This is a genomic window from Arthrobacter sp. 05T410, assembly GCF_056396505.1.
Map to the genome: position 1 here is coordinate 320,503 of NZ_JBFTLP010000004.1, position 14,960 is coordinate 335,462.

Sequence of the window (14,960 nt, forward strand, 5' to 3'; positions counted from 1 at the left end):
ACGGCCGACAACCCGGCCCCGCCCTGGCCTGCGGACTGGCACGCCTCCCCGCCGCCTCCCGGCCTGTACGCCAACCAGATCACCTCCTCTGACGTGTGGGACTTCCGTCCGCGCCGACTCCGTGGCCGCTCCGCCTTTTCAAGGCCGTCGCCGTTCTGGCCGCCGGCGTGCTTCTGTGCGGTGTCCTGCTGTACTTTCACGGTGACCTGAAGCCGTCGGCGTTGCTGGGCGGCCCGGCAGAACCCGCCGCCGCCGACGACGCACCCGCCGAGACCGACGGCCTGATTTATCACAGCGTCCCGGACCCCACTATGCCCAAGACACCGGTGCAGGCTCATCCGGCGGCTCCTGCGGTGACCAAACCTCGCGCTGCCACGGATCACCCGACCCCGGGCCGCGAAGAGTCCTCTTCGCCGCTGGGACGTCCCGCGACGGTGACCGCCAAGTCCGACTCCTACGCTTTCCTGCTCACCGGCAAGGACAAGCAGCCGGCCGCCTATGACCCATGCCGGCCCATCCACTACGTCACCCGCGCCGCCAACCAGCCCGCCGCCGGACCGCAGCTGATCAAGGAAGCCATCGCCGCGGTCTCCCGCGCGACCGGGCTGGTCTTCATCGACGACGGTGCCACCACGGAGGCTCCGGCGCCGCAGCACAAGTCCTACCAGCCCGCGCGGTACGGGGACCGGTGGGCGCCGGTGCTCATCGCCTGGGAGACCACCGCCGAGGAGCCCAGCTTCACCAACTACGCCACGAGAACCAACGTCATGGGCATGGCCGGCAGCGAAGCGGTCAGCCGTGAGGGGTCCGAGGTCACCTACGTCAGCGGCCAGCTGGAGCTGAACGGGCCCGCCATGCAGTCTTTGATCGTCCGGGAGGGTCGGGCGCAGGCCCGCGCAACCATCGAACACGAACTCGCCCACATCGTGGGCCTGGACCACGTCCAGAACCCGAGCCAGCTGATGAACCCGACAGGTGTTCCAGGGGTGTCCACCTACCAGGCCGGGGACCTCAACGGCCTGGCCGTCCTCGGCCAGGGAGAATGCCGGCCCGGGCTCTGACCGGGGGTGCCGCCGTACACATAAAGGGCCATGAAGATCCTGATCACCTTCCGCGAAAGCGGCGCACCGCTATTGAGGGCTACCCCGACGGCCTCCCAGTGGACGGCGACGCCCTGCGCGCGGCCCGCTGCGTGAACGCGCGCAAACTAATCGCGGCCTACGCGGCCCTCCAGGACGCCGCCCCGAAATGCTGCAGGTCGGTCAGGTGGGTGCGGACGAGGGCGTCGATGGCATGGAACCGGGTGGTGCCGTGCTGCTTGATGCCGGTGCCGATGCGGTCCGGGGCCCATTCGCGGACGGCGCTGTTGGGCTTGAGCGCGCCCGTGACGGAGCCGATGCGTTCCCCGTCGAGGTAGACGTCGGCGGTCAGCAGCGACGCGGCACCCTCACCGGCCTTCTGGTCCGGTCCGAGTTCGGCGGTGCGGGTGCGGAACCAGGCGGGCCTGTTCAGCTTGTCGGGGGTCACGGGCTTCAGCTTGATGTCAGTCATGGATCTCCAATCGGGGCGGTTCAGCCCCTCATGTGTGCGGAGAACTCGGCAGACCTCACCGCCGGTTACAGCAGCAGCCGGCCCTTGGCCCAGCCCCTCACAGCGAGCAGGTCCAGATCCGTGGCGACCGGCCCGTCGCGGAAGTACCGTGCGTACACCGCGTCCGGGTCGAAGGAGGCGAAGGCCAGCTCGTCGATGACCTGTTCGAACGCGTCATGGATCCTGGCGTCATCCGGTGTGGAGCCGAGCTCGTCGGCCAGCGCCTGGATCAGATCCTCGCGGGTGTGGCGGATAACTTCGTCGGGATGTTGAGGCATCGCTGAACCTCCGGTCATGGGTGCAGCGAAGATGCTGTGGCTACAGAATAGCGATGTGCCCTACCAAGGCAAGGCCCTCGCCGTGGTGCCGGCCTCAATGTGCTCGACGGGGTAGAAATCGATGCGGTTCTTGTCCTCGCGGGCGTAGATGACTATGTTGTCGGCGGCGGTCCCGGTGCCGATCAGTGATTCGATCTCGGCGCGGGCTTCGGCCAGGCTTGCGTGGGTGACCCATTCGGTGTTCCGGTCACCCAGACGGGCCCGGGTGAGGTAGTCGGGGGAGACCTCGTCGCGGGGCGGGCGGTCCGGCTGCGGGGCCGCAGCATCGATGAGGACCCAGACTTCCCGGTCCTCATCCAGGATGATCGTCTCGTAGGCACCAGTGCGCATTTCCCAGAGCGCCGCGGTGGTGTCTTCTTCTTCACAGCCTGGTTCGACCCAGGTGTTGGGGCCGGTCTTCTCGTGGATGGACTTCAGGCAGTACGCGCCGGAGGCGAGGGAGTCGGTGGCGACGGCTTCGAGCTCCGCTTCGGAGCGGACAGTGCGGAACGGTTGCATGGCGTCTCCTACCAGGGCATCTGGGTCTTGGGCGTCCCCTTCGGGACCGCGAACAGGGTTTCAAACTTTCCCGTGGCCGGGTTGAGCTCCTCGAGCACCATGTCCTCGTGGGCGACGCCGTTGTACATCGCGTGGGTGACCGCGGCCTTCGCATAGCCCAGCGAGGTATGGGCCTTCCGGAGCGGCCGGCGGCCCGGAATGGTGGTCCGCCACGAGCTGGGCTTCAGCGGCTCGGGAGCGGCCGCGGCCGGGTCCCACAGAACCGAGACTTCGTCGGCGTCGGCGGGGCAGTGCATGGTCAGAATGCTCCACGCCTGATCGATGCCCCACTTACTGGTGGATTCGAAGCCGACATACACGTCGCTGCGGCCTCCGTTGGGCACAACCCCGGCCCAAACCTTTCGCAGTGCGGACGACGGGATCCGCGGCGGGCAGACGATCGCGTCGATGCGCAGCGCGGCGAGCTCTTCGGGGGTCTTGATGATGCTGAACGGTTCCATGCACCCTATGTGTGGGGCAGGGCCTGTAAAGCTTCCCGGTCAGGCGGTGGCGTCGTACTTCGCGAGCAGCTGCGTCAGGGCGGTCAGGGTGTCACGGGCCATGTCCGGGGTCAGGTCCTCGGGGGAGAAGTTCACGAACGGGCCGAGCTTATCGATGAGCCCGGCGCCTTCTTCGCCTTCCTGCCGGACGTGGTATTCATCGACCCGGGCCGTGGATTCACCGACCGTGACCTCCAGGAGGAAGTGACGCTCGGTGTCATTCTCAGAAGAATCATCGTCGGCGTTGGCGAACCCGGTGCTGGCTTCCTTGTCGGCCCAGCTCGGGCGTGGCGGCCAGCCTTCGTGCGTTGTGCTCATGGCACCGATCGTAACGGCGCCCGCGGCTTCACGGCGATCAGACCCGCCGTGTGCCCTGTTCCCTGACGGCGCGGTAGTCAAGTGCCGCCACGGTGATATTCCGCGTGGCGGCGGCCGTGTCCGTGACAGGTTCGGACGCCACTTCGACGGCCTTCCAGATCCGGCGCAGGCGGCAGGACCGGGCCTGCATGGTCGCGGCGAAGGCCCGCGATTCTTCCAGGAGCTCAGCGGTCTCGTCTGCGGCGTCGTGGTGTCCGCGTTCCCGAAGGCTGTCGACCATTGAGCCCAGGGCGTCGAGTCGCGGGAAGATCTCGGCGGGTGCGGTGATGTCACCGATCAGGTCGTAGGCGCGCGGGCTCATGGGGTTCCGTTCCGGGGCAGGTCGCCGACGGCCAGCCGGGCGGCGAGGTCATCGGTGTGGGAGAAGTCTTCGTTCATTTCGTTCTTGAGCAGCAGTTTCCAATTTCCGGTGGGCCGGCTGGCGATGTTGAGTTCTTCCAGGAATACGGCGCCGGCGAGCCGGATGGACGTCTGTCCGCGGTCGAAGAAGCCGGTGAAGTCGGGCTTCCGGCCGGTCTGCTCGTACAGGTAGGCGACGTCCTCAGGTGTGTCCATGACGGTCGCAATCCAGTGCCGCTGCAGCGGCACGAAGACGCCTTGCATCCGGGTGAGGCCAGAACCCGTCGTCTCTGTGGTCCTGGTATGGGCGAGCTCCTGCACGGCCCGGGCCACTGAGCCTGGTCCCCAGTCGCAGGAGACGGTCCATTCGACGGCTTTCCAGACGGCGCGGAGCCGCTCAACGCGGTCCAGGACGGAGGTCTTGAGCAGCTGCACCTCGGTGCGGACTGCGTCGGTTTCGTCGGCGGCGCCGTCATAGCCCCATTCGCGGAGCTTCGCTGCCATGCTCTCGAGCTGCTCCTGCCGGTCCAGCAGGGCGTCCAGGTCGAAAGACATGCACAGGTAGTCGAATGATCCGCCGCTCACGGCTTGATGACCCGTCCGGTCTTCGGGTCGATGACCGGGATGTGCACGCCCTCGAGCCGGCGCAAGGCCAGGTTCAGGCGGTCTCGGGCGGTGTTGGCGACCGTGGTGTTCGGGTCGTCAATGAGCTGCCAGAGATCCTGCGGTTCGGTGTCCGGGTTCTGAGCCAGGGCAAGGCGGTCGATGACGTGCCCGGCGGCGATCGGGGTATCAGAGGGCTGAGAGGCTTCCATGCCGGTCATGTGTGCGGACGACCGGGCTTCGGTCACCGGACAGTGACCGGGGTGAATCGCTCCTCAGATTCGTCCAGCGCCAGAAGGTCGGAATGCCCGAGTGTTTAGGAGCCAAAGTGCAGGTCTTCGGCGATCTCATCGGTGTTCCACGCTGGACCAAGCGGGGAGCCATCTACATCCTGGAGGAACCTCTCAAGCTCAGCCTCCGCAGTTTCAAGCGCAATGACGAACTGTGAGGGAATGGATCCGTTGAGTCCGCCCATCGGGAAGCCTACCGTCCCGGTTCCTGTCTTATCGGTTCGCTCCAGGATCGCCCACGAGCCGACCACGTCGGCGTCGGGTGTTCGGTGGCACAGCAGACCCGTGGCCGAGCTACCCGAAGCGTCGAAACGAGCCGAGCCGTGTTCGACGGTGAGCCGCCACTTCTTGTTCCCGTCCAGGGAATGCAAGGCGGCAATAGCTACCTTCCGCGCTCCGGTGACAGTGCCATAACCCTTGCCGTCAACGGTCCAGGGGTACTTGCCCTTCTCTTTCGTCGCCAGCGCGCGCCAGACCACTCCAAGATTCGATCCGGCGATGAAGCCACCGAACCATCCTGCGAAGTAGTTGCCCAGGACGAACGTGATGACCAGGAACGCCAAGAGGACCAAGTGCACCATCCAGACGCGGGGCACTCCGAATCGCAGAAATAACGCACCCGCGCTGAGTCCCGCCAGCAACAACAAGACCTCCACAATCGGTTGCGCGGTTGGCTTGAACACCATGATCGCCAGGGTTGGGAGCAACACCACCGCGCTGATGATCAAGTGGTCTCTCACCAAAGTCTTGGAACGCTTTGTCACTGTCTGCCTTATGCTTTTCGTTTTGGTTCTGCTTATCCGACGCTGGGCTGAAGTTGCCGCCCGTTTGGGCCCGTGGCACGTGATGTACGGACGTCCGATCTCATGCTAGCTACGGGGGCTGCGGGTATTGCGGTGCCGACCCGCCCATTCGATCAGCGGCTCGTCCGCCCGGTTCTCGGTTCGACGGGCGGCACCCCGAGGATGTGGAGTCCGGGACGGGCCCGCAGCGGCATTCCGAGTCGCTGGCGGGCAGCGTTGGCGATGAAATCCAGGCGGTCGTCGGCGAGCAGCTGCAGGGTGCCGTCGTCCAGGGACGGGTTCCGGGCCGCGTTGAACCGGGCCATCGAGTCCTCCTGGTCGGCGGCGAGCTCCTGCAGGGTCTCCAGGGACGCGAACGGGTTCGCGGCGACATCTTCCCGGCACCAGCCGGCATCCGAGTCGCCATCGGCCCGGTTGCCGGGCAGGTGGATCAGCTCGTGCAGGCGCGCTGCAGGGGTCTCGGGGTTCTGGGCTTCATCACGAAGGGATGTCATGGGCTTCATGTGTGCGGATGTCCTCGCGCGGCTCACCGTTGGCGGACCGCAATGAGCCGGCTTCGCTAAGCGAGTAGGTACTACGCTTGTCGGCTTCGCGATGCGGGCCTATGATGCGCGGACGTTCGTCAGGGATTTTCCCGTTCCCGTGGGGGGACTTTTTCGCAAGCTACCAAGGAGCACCCCCATGAAGCGCGCCCTTATACCAATCACCCTCCTGCTCGCCCTTCTCGCAGGCTCGGGCTCGGCCGCCGCCGAGCCACCTATCCCATTGGGCACGTCAACGGACATAGTCGACTGCCCCGGATTCAAGGTCGAGGCCGTGTCCTCGGGCTCTTACAAATTCATACTCCAGCTTCATCACCTTCACGATTCGAAGCCCTACATGCTCTGGACCGAAACCGGTGTCGATTCCACCATGACCCTGACGGCCCTAACGTCGACACCGAAGACTGTCAGTTACTCACTCAACGGGAGCAGGAAGACGGCGCTTCAATTCGAGCCCTTTGACCTGGTCTTTACGGCGACCGGAAGAAACCTGATGGTGGTTCAGGCCAGTTACGGTACTCCGGGCATTTTCCTCTCCGTGGGCAAGGTGACTTGGACTCAGCTCGGGCCGGTGTACCCGAACGGGGGAATGACCGGCCCGGGCAAAGTAACGGACGTCTGTGCGCTGCTGGCGCCATAGGCGCGACATTCCCGATCCCGGCCCGGGCTGCAGGTAGTAGCCTGTGACCCAGCGGCCGCCCGGCCCGATTCACCGATGCAAAGGAGCGTCCCATGGCAGGCAAATACGAGGTCTACAAAGACAAGTCCGGCGGATTCCGGTTCCGGCTGAAGGCGGCGAACGGTGAGGTGATCGCGTCCTCGGAAAGCTACAAGACGAAAGCCAGCGCGATGCACGGGGTCGAGTCCGTGAAAAAGAACGCCGGCTCCGACGTCGTGGACCTCACCGAGGAGTCCTGACCGGGCCGTCACGGCATGAGGAAGCCCGGCCGCCCAATGCAGGGTGGCCGGGCTTCGTTGTTGGTCGGAGAACTATTTGCCGAAGGCGGCGGTGTACTGGGCGTTCACGCTCGGGCTGAGCTTGCCGCTAACTCGAAGCAGGGTCGCGCCGTCCAGGTGATGCCATTCGGTCCCGAAAGCCGGTCCCATTTTCTTCAGCACCCCCAGGATGTACTCGGACCGGGCCTTGGCGTCTTCCGGGGTGGCGAACACCTCGACGGCGGCACCGCCGTCAACGCCAGTCTCACCGGCCGTCGCCCCGGAATCGGTGATCCAAGCCACCGAGGTGTACTGGTTGGGCCGGCCCAGGAGCTTGTTCGTGTCCAGTGCCTCGGTAACGGTCGTGACCTTGGTGATGGACTTGACCTTGGACTTCACCGCGGTGGCAACCGAGGTGGCGTCCGCAGCGGCAGTCGGGGTGGGTGTTGGGCTGGGCGTCGCAACGGCCGGGGCCGCGCTGGCCGGGGCCGGAGCTGAAGAGGTGCTGGCCTGGGCTGAACAGCCGGTCAGGAGGACCGCCGCTACCCCAATGGCGGCAAGATATTTACGCATGCCTGCGATCCTATCCGCCAGGCAGCCCTGATGGGCGCCGCAGCTGTGATCACCAGCAGCGGCCGACGCAGAGAAAACGTCGGATTTATGGTGTGATTCTCCCGAATATGCGCCTGCGGGTTTCTGGTTGACCAGACCAGGGCCGGCCAAGGTGCCGGGGAGGCGACCGCAAGACCGCTGCCAGCCTGCGTGGGCAGAGGCCTTGGGCCATGGACCCCCAAGTGTACGGCCAGGGGTCCAACCCCTCTCCGAGGGACGTTTTTCGCTTCTCTTGCGCACTGGGACGGCTCGTGCACGATGGCCGCTTCACCCGTTTTTCGTCGTTTGGGCTTTGTGGCGGCCAAATGACCCACACGTGCCGACCGGGAACCGACCATGGTGTGCCACATTTTATGGCCATGCATTCCTTTATTGGCGCGGAAGTTGGGGTCCGAAAACGGATGTGGCGACCAAACCGACCGGGGGGATGTACCCCTAGAGGGAGAAGGAGAGGACTTCAGGGGAGAAAGAGAGGGGCCTCCTATGTAGTAGTAGTTAACTGATCGGTTTGATCGGTTCTATATATATAAGGGCCTTCCTTCCCAGTGCTGGCGCGGAAAAATGTGGCGACCAGGTGGTCGCCACCTGGTCGCCACTGGTCGGTCAACAGTTGTTTGGCGCATTTGCACCCCGGGCGCCCTTTTCTGCGTTCGTCCTCGAGGACATGGCCTTGTTTGACCTCAGGGACGGGGACGCGGCACGGCCGAAAACTACGAATCCTCCGTCCGTGGTGGACTCCGGATTTGCCGTGTTTTGCTTTTGTCATCTTGCATGTAATGTCTCACGTTGAGAGGCTTCAGGCCCGGCCAAAGAGTTCGGGATGAAGCGGGGACCGCCAGCGTGATCGGTAAGGACTCCACCCAACGGCTCGTCCGGCGGGAAACACAAAACCGAATACACGCCACGCCACTGTCACCGCACGCCGATTTCGTCTTGATCAGTCGGGAAGTGCCCGTCGTACGTTCATAGGAGCCGCGGATTTCATCCGGACCCCTCGACGTTCAAAGGACGCCCCGATCTCTGGACAAGACCGAAATCCATGCCGCCTATTGTGTTCATCCTTGGGAAGAGTCTGTCGTACGTTCATAGGAGCCGCGGATTTCATCCGGACCCCTCGACGTTCAAAGGACGCCCCGCAAATGAAGGACCTAGGGCGTCGACAAGTGGTAGGTAGGTGACGCTGGAGTCGGTCCAGCACACGTGCGCGGGCGTGGAAACCTCTTCGCCGAGCCCGGAAGGCTAACCGTAAGGGCTCACTTGGCATCGGAGGAAAATCCCGGAGGGCTCGCTCCCGTCGATCATCCTGTGCGCGGCGCGCCGCCACGGCGGGAACCGGCAGTCGGGGGTGTCCTCACGGCTTCCGACTTCATTTGGTGGAGCTAGTCGTCAAGGCCACCGCGTTCACTGTCGTCGCCATTAACCCGGCGGGGGTGGCTGGCTCGCGGTCAGCTTCACGTCTGATGAGCATCGGGACCGGACGCTGACAGTCTGGGCAAACTGGCGTCTTTAAGGCGACTGTGCTGGAGCCCGAACCGTCCTGCACGGCCAGGAAGGACGTCATCTTCACGTCGGCCCCGGTGCGTCTTCTGTTCTGGGAGTTCGCTGGCTGCAATCTGGCTTCGAATCGCTCACTACCTTATTGATGGGGGAACATTGACCGAGAACGTCCCGCCGGTACCGCCTGCACCCGAGCACCCGTACGCCAACTGGCCCCAACCCGGGCAAGGCAACTACCCGTCGCACGGTCCTTACGGTCCCACGCCGGGTAACGAGCCGCCGTACGGACCGCCGCAGCCATACACGCCGCCCGGCTACGGGCAGCAGCAGTACGGACAGCCGCAGTACGCGCCCTATCCGCCTCAGCAGTCCGCCCCGCAGTGGGGCCAGACGCCGCCAAAACCGAAGTCCTCCGGCTACCGGCTAGCTGCGGGCATCGTCGGCATCGTGCTCGGCTTCTTCCTGCTAATGGGGTCGTCCGTTGGGTTCGCCGCCAATTCAATTTGCGGGCTCCTTCTGCTCCTGGCAGGCCTGGGCAACATCACGGCTGGCATCGTGCTGCTCGCCATGCAGCGCGGGACAACGCGCGGCGCACCGATTACGACCATAACCTTCGCTGGCTTCGCCCTGCTTACAGCTCTCCTGGCGATTCCCTTTACCGGCGGGGCAATCCTCTTCGTCACCGTCCTCCTGGCGACCCCCGTTCTCGTCGTCATGGGCATCGGGTTCTCCCGGGAGAATCGGCACGTCTGAACAGCAAAAAGCCCCCGATCCGCTTGAACGGACCGGGGCCTTTTGCTGCCCTAGATGGTTTGGGCAGTCACGGCGTACTCGCTCTGCTCCTCGGCGCCGTGGACAGGCGCCGACGCTGTCGGCTCCGCTGCGGGTGCCGGATGCCATCCGTGTGGAGGCGGATCAGTTCCACGCCGTCGATGGCGCCCAGCACGGTCACCGGGTGCCCGGAGTAGGCCCCGGCTTTCTAGGAGGCCTTCAGGTCATCAGGCGCAGCCGGGCCGGCCACAGGGCGGGGCTGGCGCGAGGCGACCACGGAGCCCGCCGCGTGCACTGCATTGCTCAAAGGCCCCCCACGTACCCGTCGTTCCGCCTCCCACCGAAGCCGGATAGCGAATGGATAGGGCTTTACCACACGACAGACATCTTCTCCTCGAAAGCTCTGAACAGGGATTCCGTGTCATAGCCGTCGAGCAGGTGTGCGGCGAAGCAGCGGCCGTCACCGAGATAGGTCGTCGGACTGGTGAGCGAGAAAACCACGTCCTCGTCGCTCCAGCTCCTCTCGCGAGCGAGATCCTTTATCCGACCGATGATAGGCCTGACTCTTTGGTGGCCGGTTCCGTCCGCCGGCTCGAGTTGGAAACCCGGGTAAAGCTTCTGCTTTCGATAGGGGACGGAGAATAAATTTGGAAGCTCATTCTCGGCGTTCAGGTCCAGCGCCCGGCGGACTTCCACTTCAGAGAGGAGCCCATAATCACGGGCGATCTCCTTCTTAAAGCGGACGGTTGCAGCGACCGCTCGTGCGAGTTGCGGAGAGACGTCCGTATTCATGGCCTCGATAGCGTCGGTGAGCGCTGCCACGACTTCTCGTTGCGCCAGTTCGGCGGCCCCTTCATCCATCAAGATTGCCTCCATCAGATCAATATCCTTCAATGTAGCTCTGAGCGAGGTAGCAGGCGAGCGGGGTTCAGGGCGGAGGGCGCAGGGCAGATGCCGCCATGCGTCGTCCGGCGCCAAACATCGGTCCATGAAGCACAGGACGCCTGCCCGCGACGTTTCCAGATCGCGGGGCCTGGCCCTCGGGCAGGGGTGCCCTGTTCGGTTCGACGTCCAGGCCAACATCCCGAGCTCCTCAAGATTGCGGCCCGGGAGAACGACCACACCACTGGGACCGGTGACTGCGCACCTCGGATGATCAGTGGTTCAATACGGAGGGGATCGTCCGGCCACACCAAGACGGCGTTCCCTGCGCGGGAGTTCTCGTCCGCGAGTACGTCGACTCGGGTCGTCCTCCCTGAAGGATGATCGATTGCGTGGATCGTGCGCTGATGCCAGTGACCGCAGAAGACGTTGGCAGGCTCAAGTGCGTCGATGACTTCGCGGAGCAGGAGGCGGGTGCGCCCAGCGCGCTCCTCGATCTCGCGGGATAGGTGGAAGTCGCCTCGCATCGGTACGCCGTTCGGTGCGTCGTGGGTGATCAGGATGTCCACCGGGCCGCCGGCGACCAGTTGCTGAGCCTCTTCAGTTGTGGGCTCCTCGTCCGCCCACCAGGATTTGCCCTCGGTGCGATGCGCGAAGTCCACACTGAACGCTCCTCCCAGTCCGCCGACGGTGAGTCCTGCAATCCGGGTGCGGCCGCCGCGGGGGAGGATCCGGATATTGGGCCGCCAGGTCGCGAGGCCATCTGCTTCCACAGGTAATTGAAGTATCGTTCGCCAGTTATCGTGGTTGCCCGGGGACGCCAGCAGGGTGATTCCCCGGGCCGTGAGGTGCTTCGTGAGACGGGCCTCAAAGCGCCCACGGAACGCCCCGGGCCAGTCAAGACCCAGATCCCCGACATGCACCATCGTTCGAACGTTCGCCAGGGCGGCGGAGCGAATCGCATCGATAGCGAAGCCCACGTCGCCATGCCAGTCACCGAAGATGGCCAGCGGCCGCGAATCTGTCATCCCACCACCCTAGCGATCCGGTGAGACGTGACACGGCCCAATCTCCGTCAGGCCGAAGGGCTCTAGGGATCTGGCGCCAATTCCAAGCATCTGATGAAGCGAGAGCCGCGTAGCCGCGCACAGCCAAGGCCTCCAGAGATCTTGGCGGGAGAGTTAGCCAGCCCAGGAAAACAGACTGACCGACGACGTTCGAATGACCGACGGCGTCCTCACCGTCCCGGCCGACCGCCGCTTCCTCACCGGCGAACGCTAAGACCCGGCGGCGCCTACGCATGATCCGGGGTCACCGGGCCATAAACTGACTCCGGCCACACCGGCCGTTGAGATTCTTTTGGGGAAACAACATGGACAACTACGCAGAATTCCTGCAGCGGCTCGATACGGCCGCCAACAGCTTGAAAGACCGCCGCGACGCACTGGGCCTTGCCCAAGGAGTCGTCACTGAGGCGCTGGAAGACAATGACTACGGCCATCAGCAGTGGACTGAGCGGTTGGCGCAGATTGAGAAGCTGAAGGGTGAGAAGGCCGCCACGGCCCAGGCCGGACTTCAGGAACTGCATGGCGTAGCCGCGAACATGCAGACGGTGTTCAGGAGGCGCTGCGAGCGTATCCGCGTGCGCCTGGGCGCGGTAGGCGCCCGCATAGATGAACTCGACGCGCCAATCCGCCAGCTCGAGCTCAGCAAGGCGCGGATGAAGGCATCCCGCACCGTCGCGGCGGAACGCGAGAAACTTGGCAGGGCCATCCAGGACCTGGCCGGGACGACAGAGGGTGCAGATGCCGTCGTTCCCGACGCCGGGCTGCGCGATGACCTGAAAGTAGCCCGCGAGGCCGTTGCCCACGCCGAGGCGCTCCTTGAACTGAAGGAAGCCCAGTGATGGCGACCACGAGCACCGAACACTACATTGCCGGGATCGGCCGCTGGACCGGAAAACCGTTCAAGGACGCCGGGTATATCTTCTTTGGCACCGGTTTCCTGACCTGGCTCCTGTGCCTGCCACTTATGATCTTCATCGAGCCGCTCCGGAACTTCGGCATCCTAGTCATCGTCTGCACCCTCGCGGCGACCGCAATGACGTGGAACACGGTCGCAGTGAACATGAGAACTGACAGACAGTGCCTGCAATCCATGGCAGAGAAGGTCAACGCATTCATCCTGGAGACGACCGGAGATCCGACGTCCCGTGTCCACCCCGACCGCGTCCGGGCACTAATCGAAGACGGGCAGCGACGCGTCGACCTGAAGATCAATGGGGTGCCCGGCCTCCAGATCCAGGTCGGGGCCAAGGAAGCATCCAACCGCATCGTCGCCGTGCTAACCCGGCCGGACTACGGCCTTGAGAGCTTCGATGTGCTTCTGGCCGCCGAAAGCACGACCACGTCCTACTAGCGACTTGGTCCTCCCCTCCCGCAGGAAAGGTCAGGCCGAGTGATCTATAAGCCGTTCAGCGAACCGGTACGCCGGCACGCCGCTGGTGGCGAACTCCGAAGGTGCCGATGAGTTCTGGGGCTCCCTGGGGTGGGAGCGGCACGAACACGCGACGGAGCCCGCGGACTATCGCCGCATGTTCGTCAGCGATCCGCGATAGCCGCCAGTCCGGGGCAATGACCGGGCACATGTAATCTGTCTCCGATACCACTACACACCATGGGGGAACCTTTGACCGAGAACGTCCCGCCGGTACCGCCGGCACCCGAGCACCCGCACGCCAACTGGCCCCAGCAAGGGCAGGGCACCTACCCGTCGTACGGCCCTCCGCAGCCGCAGAACCCGCCGGGTTACGGACAGCACCTGCCCCAGTACGCCCCCTACCCGCCGCAGCAGTATGCACCGGCCGGGCAGTGGCCGCAGGCCGGTCCGCCGAGGCCCAAGTCTTCCGGGTACCGGGTCGCGGCCGGCATCGTTGAAATCGTCCTCGGCGTCTGGCTGATCCTCCCGTCCATCGCCGGTTTCGGCCTCGGAGGAGGCGCAGCCTTCATGGGGTTCCTCGCCCTGGTGGCAGCACTGGGCAACATCGCGGCCGGCATCGTCCTCCTGGCCCACCAGCGAAACCGGACCCAAGGCGCTCCCGTGACGTCCCTGAGCTTCGCTGGCTTAGCCCTGCTACTGGGGCTCATCGGGCTTTCGGTGCCGTACATCGGCGGGGCCCTGTTCGTATTCGCCCTCGTGCTGGCCACGCCGGTGCTGATCGTCATGGGCCTTGGGCTGGCCAAAGAAAAGCGCACTGCCTGACCACAACTCCGGCACTGGCAACGAAAAGTCCCCGCACCGGCCTCGGTACGGGGACTTTTCGATCCGGTCCTGGCTCAGTAGAGCCGGATGGTCGGCTCGGAGTGGCCGTAAGCGGCGAAGCTTCCCCGGTTGGACGCCGCCGTGATCTTGCCCCGGCCGGCGGCCGCGGTGGCCTTGGCCATCCGCTGCTGCAACTTGCGCTGGGCGTTCCAGAGTTCCTGCTGGAGCCTGGAGAGATCGCTGCGAGCTGCTGAGGCTGCGCTACAGGTGCACCACCGTTGCCTTGATCGTCCTTGGCATGACGTTCATCCTGAGCGTATCGGGGGTGCCGCAGTCGTGGTTCACCAATTCCCTCGTGGCAGCCATGGGGCCCGCCGGGATTCCGGTGATCGTGCTGATCAACTGGTCTACGGTTAAGGCACGGGCGGGGCAAAGGGCCGGTTACACCACGCTGCGGAACCAACTTAGGGAGATGGAGCAGCGCGACCCGTACCTGGGCCGGGTCATCCGGAGGCCCGGTGAGGAGTACCTTCAGCGGGCGGACTTCCTCGCGATCATTCAGGCCGCCAAAGAGGAAGCAGACAGACTGCCGCGGCCAGCCGATGCCAGTACATCTTCGGCTGGCGGTGCCGACTGATGGCGGAAAGCACCCGGCCGGGGTGGTGGCGCACCGGAAACATATCAGCCCGCCTGGTCTACCTCGGCGCCGCCCTGGGCGCGGCCGGAGCCGTAGTTCACCTTCTCAGCCACGCGTGGGGCCACGAAATCAGCGCCTATGCTCTCGCCTGGGGCCTGTTCTTCCTGGTCCTCGAAGCGATTGTTATGGCAATCCTGGGACTGATGGTTGCCGGCGCCGTCCTCCTGGCCAGATTCCACGTCACCGACACAGCGACCCGCGAGGCCCGCGCCCTCGTCACCGGCATCGTGGCGTTCATCAGCTCGGGCGCGCTGGCCTATTTGTTCTTCAGCACTCTTCCGATGTCAGCCATCCCTTCGATCGTCGGGGCGGTCACCGGGCTCCTGGTGGGCAGCATGTTTGCGATGGTTTCCTACCGCCACACGTCCCAGGTCTAATACAGGC

General features: G+C 64.8%; 22 protein-coding genes. 9 read left to right on the forward strand and 13 right to left on the reverse strand.

Going from position 1 to position 14,960, the window contains the following annotated elements; genetic code table 11:
- Nucleotides 1–95 precede the first annotated feature (95 nt).
- Nucleotides 96–1,061 carry a hypothetical protein gene (locus AC1DFR_RS08490; protein WP_476870710.1) on the forward strand — a complete coding sequence of 322 codons (966 nt, stop codon included), beginning with the start codon at nt 96–98 and terminating at the stop codon, nt 1,059–1,061.
- 157 nt (nt 1,062–1,218) lie between these two features.
- Here AC1DFR_RS08490 and AC1DFR_RS08495 read toward each other — a convergent pair whose 3' ends face one another.
- From AC1DFR_RS08495 to AC1DFR_RS08540, 10 genes are all read right to left on the reverse strand, one after another.
- The gene (locus AC1DFR_RS08495) at nt 1,219–1,551 is read right to left on the reverse strand and encodes a hypothetical protein (RefSeq protein WP_476870711.1); all 333 of its coding nucleotides are present in this window, start codon (nt 1,549–1,551) and stop codon (nt 1,219–1,221) included.
- Nucleotides 1,552–1,616: 65 nt separating this feature from the next.
- Nucleotides 1,617–1,868, reverse strand: coding sequence for a hypothetical protein (locus AC1DFR_RS08500; protein ID WP_476870712.1), 252 nt, complete (start codon nt 1,866–1,868; stop codon nt 1,617–1,619).
- 60 nt (nt 1,869–1,928) lie between these two features.
- Complete coding sequence (locus AC1DFR_RS08505) at nt 1,929–2,426, reverse strand: hypothetical protein (RefSeq protein WP_476870713.1); 498 nt, start codon at nt 2,424–2,426, stop codon at nt 1,929–1,931.
- Nucleotides 2,427–2,434: 8 nt separating this feature from the next.
- Nucleotides 2,435–2,926 (reverse strand): hypothetical protein, encoded by a 492-nt coding sequence (locus AC1DFR_RS08510; protein WP_476870714.1) that lies wholly within the window; start codon nt 2,924–2,926, stop codon nt 2,435–2,437.
- 39 nt (nt 2,927–2,965) lie between these two features.
- Nucleotides 2,966–3,283, reverse strand: a complete 318-nt coding sequence (locus AC1DFR_RS08515) for a hypothetical protein (protein WP_476870715.1) — start codon at nt 3,281–3,283, stop codon at nt 2,966–2,968.
- A 37-nt stretch (nt 3,284–3,320) separates the two neighbouring features.
- Entirely contained in the window at nt 3,321–3,644 is a 324-nt protein-coding gene (locus AC1DFR_RS08520) for a hypothetical protein (protein ID WP_476870716.1), read from the reverse strand.
- Nucleotides 3,641–4,267, reverse strand: a complete 627-nt coding sequence (locus AC1DFR_RS08525) for a hypothetical protein (protein ID WP_476870717.1) — start codon at nt 4,265–4,267, stop codon at nt 3,641–3,643. The genes AC1DFR_RS08520 and AC1DFR_RS08525 overlap by 4 nt, the downstream gene beginning before the upstream one ends.
- Nucleotides 4,264–4,497, reverse strand: coding sequence for a hypothetical protein (locus AC1DFR_RS08530; protein WP_476870718.1), 234 nt, complete (start codon nt 4,495–4,497; stop codon nt 4,264–4,266). The genes AC1DFR_RS08525 and AC1DFR_RS08530 overlap by 4 nt, the downstream gene beginning before the upstream one ends.
- A gap of 104 nt (nt 4,498–4,601) precedes the next feature.
- Nucleotides 4,602–5,339, reverse strand: a complete 738-nt coding sequence (locus tag AC1DFR_RS08535) for a hypothetical protein (RefSeq protein ID WP_476870719.1) — start codon at nt 5,337–5,339, stop codon at nt 4,602–4,604.
- A 152-nt stretch (nt 5,340–5,491) separates the two neighbouring features.
- Nucleotides 5,492–5,881, reverse strand: coding sequence for a hypothetical protein (locus tag AC1DFR_RS08540; RefSeq protein ID WP_476870720.1), 390 nt, complete (start codon nt 5,879–5,881; stop codon nt 5,492–5,494).
- A 178-nt stretch (nt 5,882–6,059) separates the two neighbouring features.
- Here AC1DFR_RS08540 and AC1DFR_RS08545 point away from each other — a divergent pair, with 178 nt between their 5' ends.
- Nucleotides 6,060–6,560, forward strand: coding sequence for a hypothetical protein (locus AC1DFR_RS08545; protein WP_476870721.1), 501 nt, complete (start codon nt 6,060–6,062; stop codon nt 6,558–6,560).
- A 92-nt stretch (nt 6,561–6,652) separates the two neighbouring features.
- Nucleotides 6,653–6,838 carry a YegP family protein gene (locus AC1DFR_RS08550; RefSeq protein WP_476870722.1) on the forward strand — a complete coding sequence of 62 codons (186 nt, stop codon included), beginning with the start codon at nt 6,653–6,655 and terminating at the stop codon, nt 6,836–6,838.
- A gap of 72 nt (nt 6,839–6,910) precedes the next feature.
- On the opposite strand, the gene AC1DFR_RS08555 is transcribed toward AC1DFR_RS08550, so the two are convergent.
- Entirely contained in the window at nt 6,911–7,429 is a 519-nt protein-coding gene (locus AC1DFR_RS08555; RefSeq protein ID WP_476870723.1) for a hypothetical protein, read from the reverse strand.
- A 1,692-nt stretch (nt 7,430–9,121) separates the two neighbouring features.
- On the opposite strand from AC1DFR_RS08555, the gene AC1DFR_RS08560 reads away from it, so the two are divergent.
- Nucleotides 9,122–9,718, forward strand: coding sequence for a hypothetical protein (locus tag AC1DFR_RS08560; protein ID WP_476870724.1), 597 nt, complete (start codon nt 9,122–9,124; stop codon nt 9,716–9,718).
- A gap of 387 nt (nt 9,719–10,105) precedes the next feature.
- On the opposite strand, the gene AC1DFR_RS08565 is transcribed toward AC1DFR_RS08560, so the two are convergent.
- Nucleotides 10,106–10,612, reverse strand: coding sequence for a hypothetical protein (locus tag AC1DFR_RS08565; RefSeq protein ID WP_476870725.1), 507 nt, complete (start codon nt 10,610–10,612; stop codon nt 10,106–10,108).
- A 14-nt stretch (nt 10,613–10,626) separates the two neighbouring features.
- Nucleotides 10,627–11,646 carry a metallophosphoesterase family protein gene (locus tag AC1DFR_RS08570; protein WP_476870726.1) on the reverse strand — a complete coding sequence of 340 codons (1,020 nt, stop codon included), beginning with the start codon at nt 11,644–11,646 and terminating at the stop codon, nt 10,627–10,629.
- A 344-nt stretch (nt 11,647–11,990) separates the two neighbouring features.
- Here AC1DFR_RS08570 and AC1DFR_RS08575 point away from each other — a divergent pair, with 344 nt between their 5' ends.
- From AC1DFR_RS08575 to AC1DFR_RS08595, 5 genes are all read left to right on the forward strand, one after another.
- Nucleotides 11,991–12,524, forward strand: coding sequence for a hypothetical protein (locus tag AC1DFR_RS08575; protein WP_476873125.1), 534 nt, complete (start codon nt 11,991–11,993; stop codon nt 12,522–12,524).
- Nucleotides 12,524–13,036: a hypothetical protein gene (locus AC1DFR_RS08580; protein WP_476870728.1), complete on the forward strand. Its 513-nt coding sequence runs from the start codon at nt 12,524–12,526 to the stop codon at nt 13,034–13,036. The genes AC1DFR_RS08575 and AC1DFR_RS08580 overlap by 1 nt, the downstream gene beginning before the upstream one ends.
- Nucleotides 13,037–13,306: 270 nt before the next feature.
- On the forward strand, nt 13,307–13,879 hold the full coding sequence (locus AC1DFR_RS08585) for a hypothetical protein (protein WP_476870729.1): 573 nt from the start codon (nt 13,307–13,309) through the stop codon (nt 13,877–13,879).
- Nucleotides 13,880–14,177: 298 nt separating this feature from the next.
- Nucleotides 14,178–14,516, forward strand: coding sequence for a hypothetical protein (locus tag AC1DFR_RS08590; RefSeq protein ID WP_476870730.1), 339 nt, complete (start codon nt 14,178–14,180; stop codon nt 14,514–14,516).
- Nucleotides 14,516–14,953, forward strand: coding sequence for a hypothetical protein (locus AC1DFR_RS08595; RefSeq protein ID WP_476870731.1), 438 nt, complete (start codon nt 14,516–14,518; stop codon nt 14,951–14,953). The genes AC1DFR_RS08590 and AC1DFR_RS08595 overlap by 1 nt, the downstream gene beginning before the upstream one ends.
- Nucleotides 14,954–14,960 lie beyond the last annotated feature (7 nt).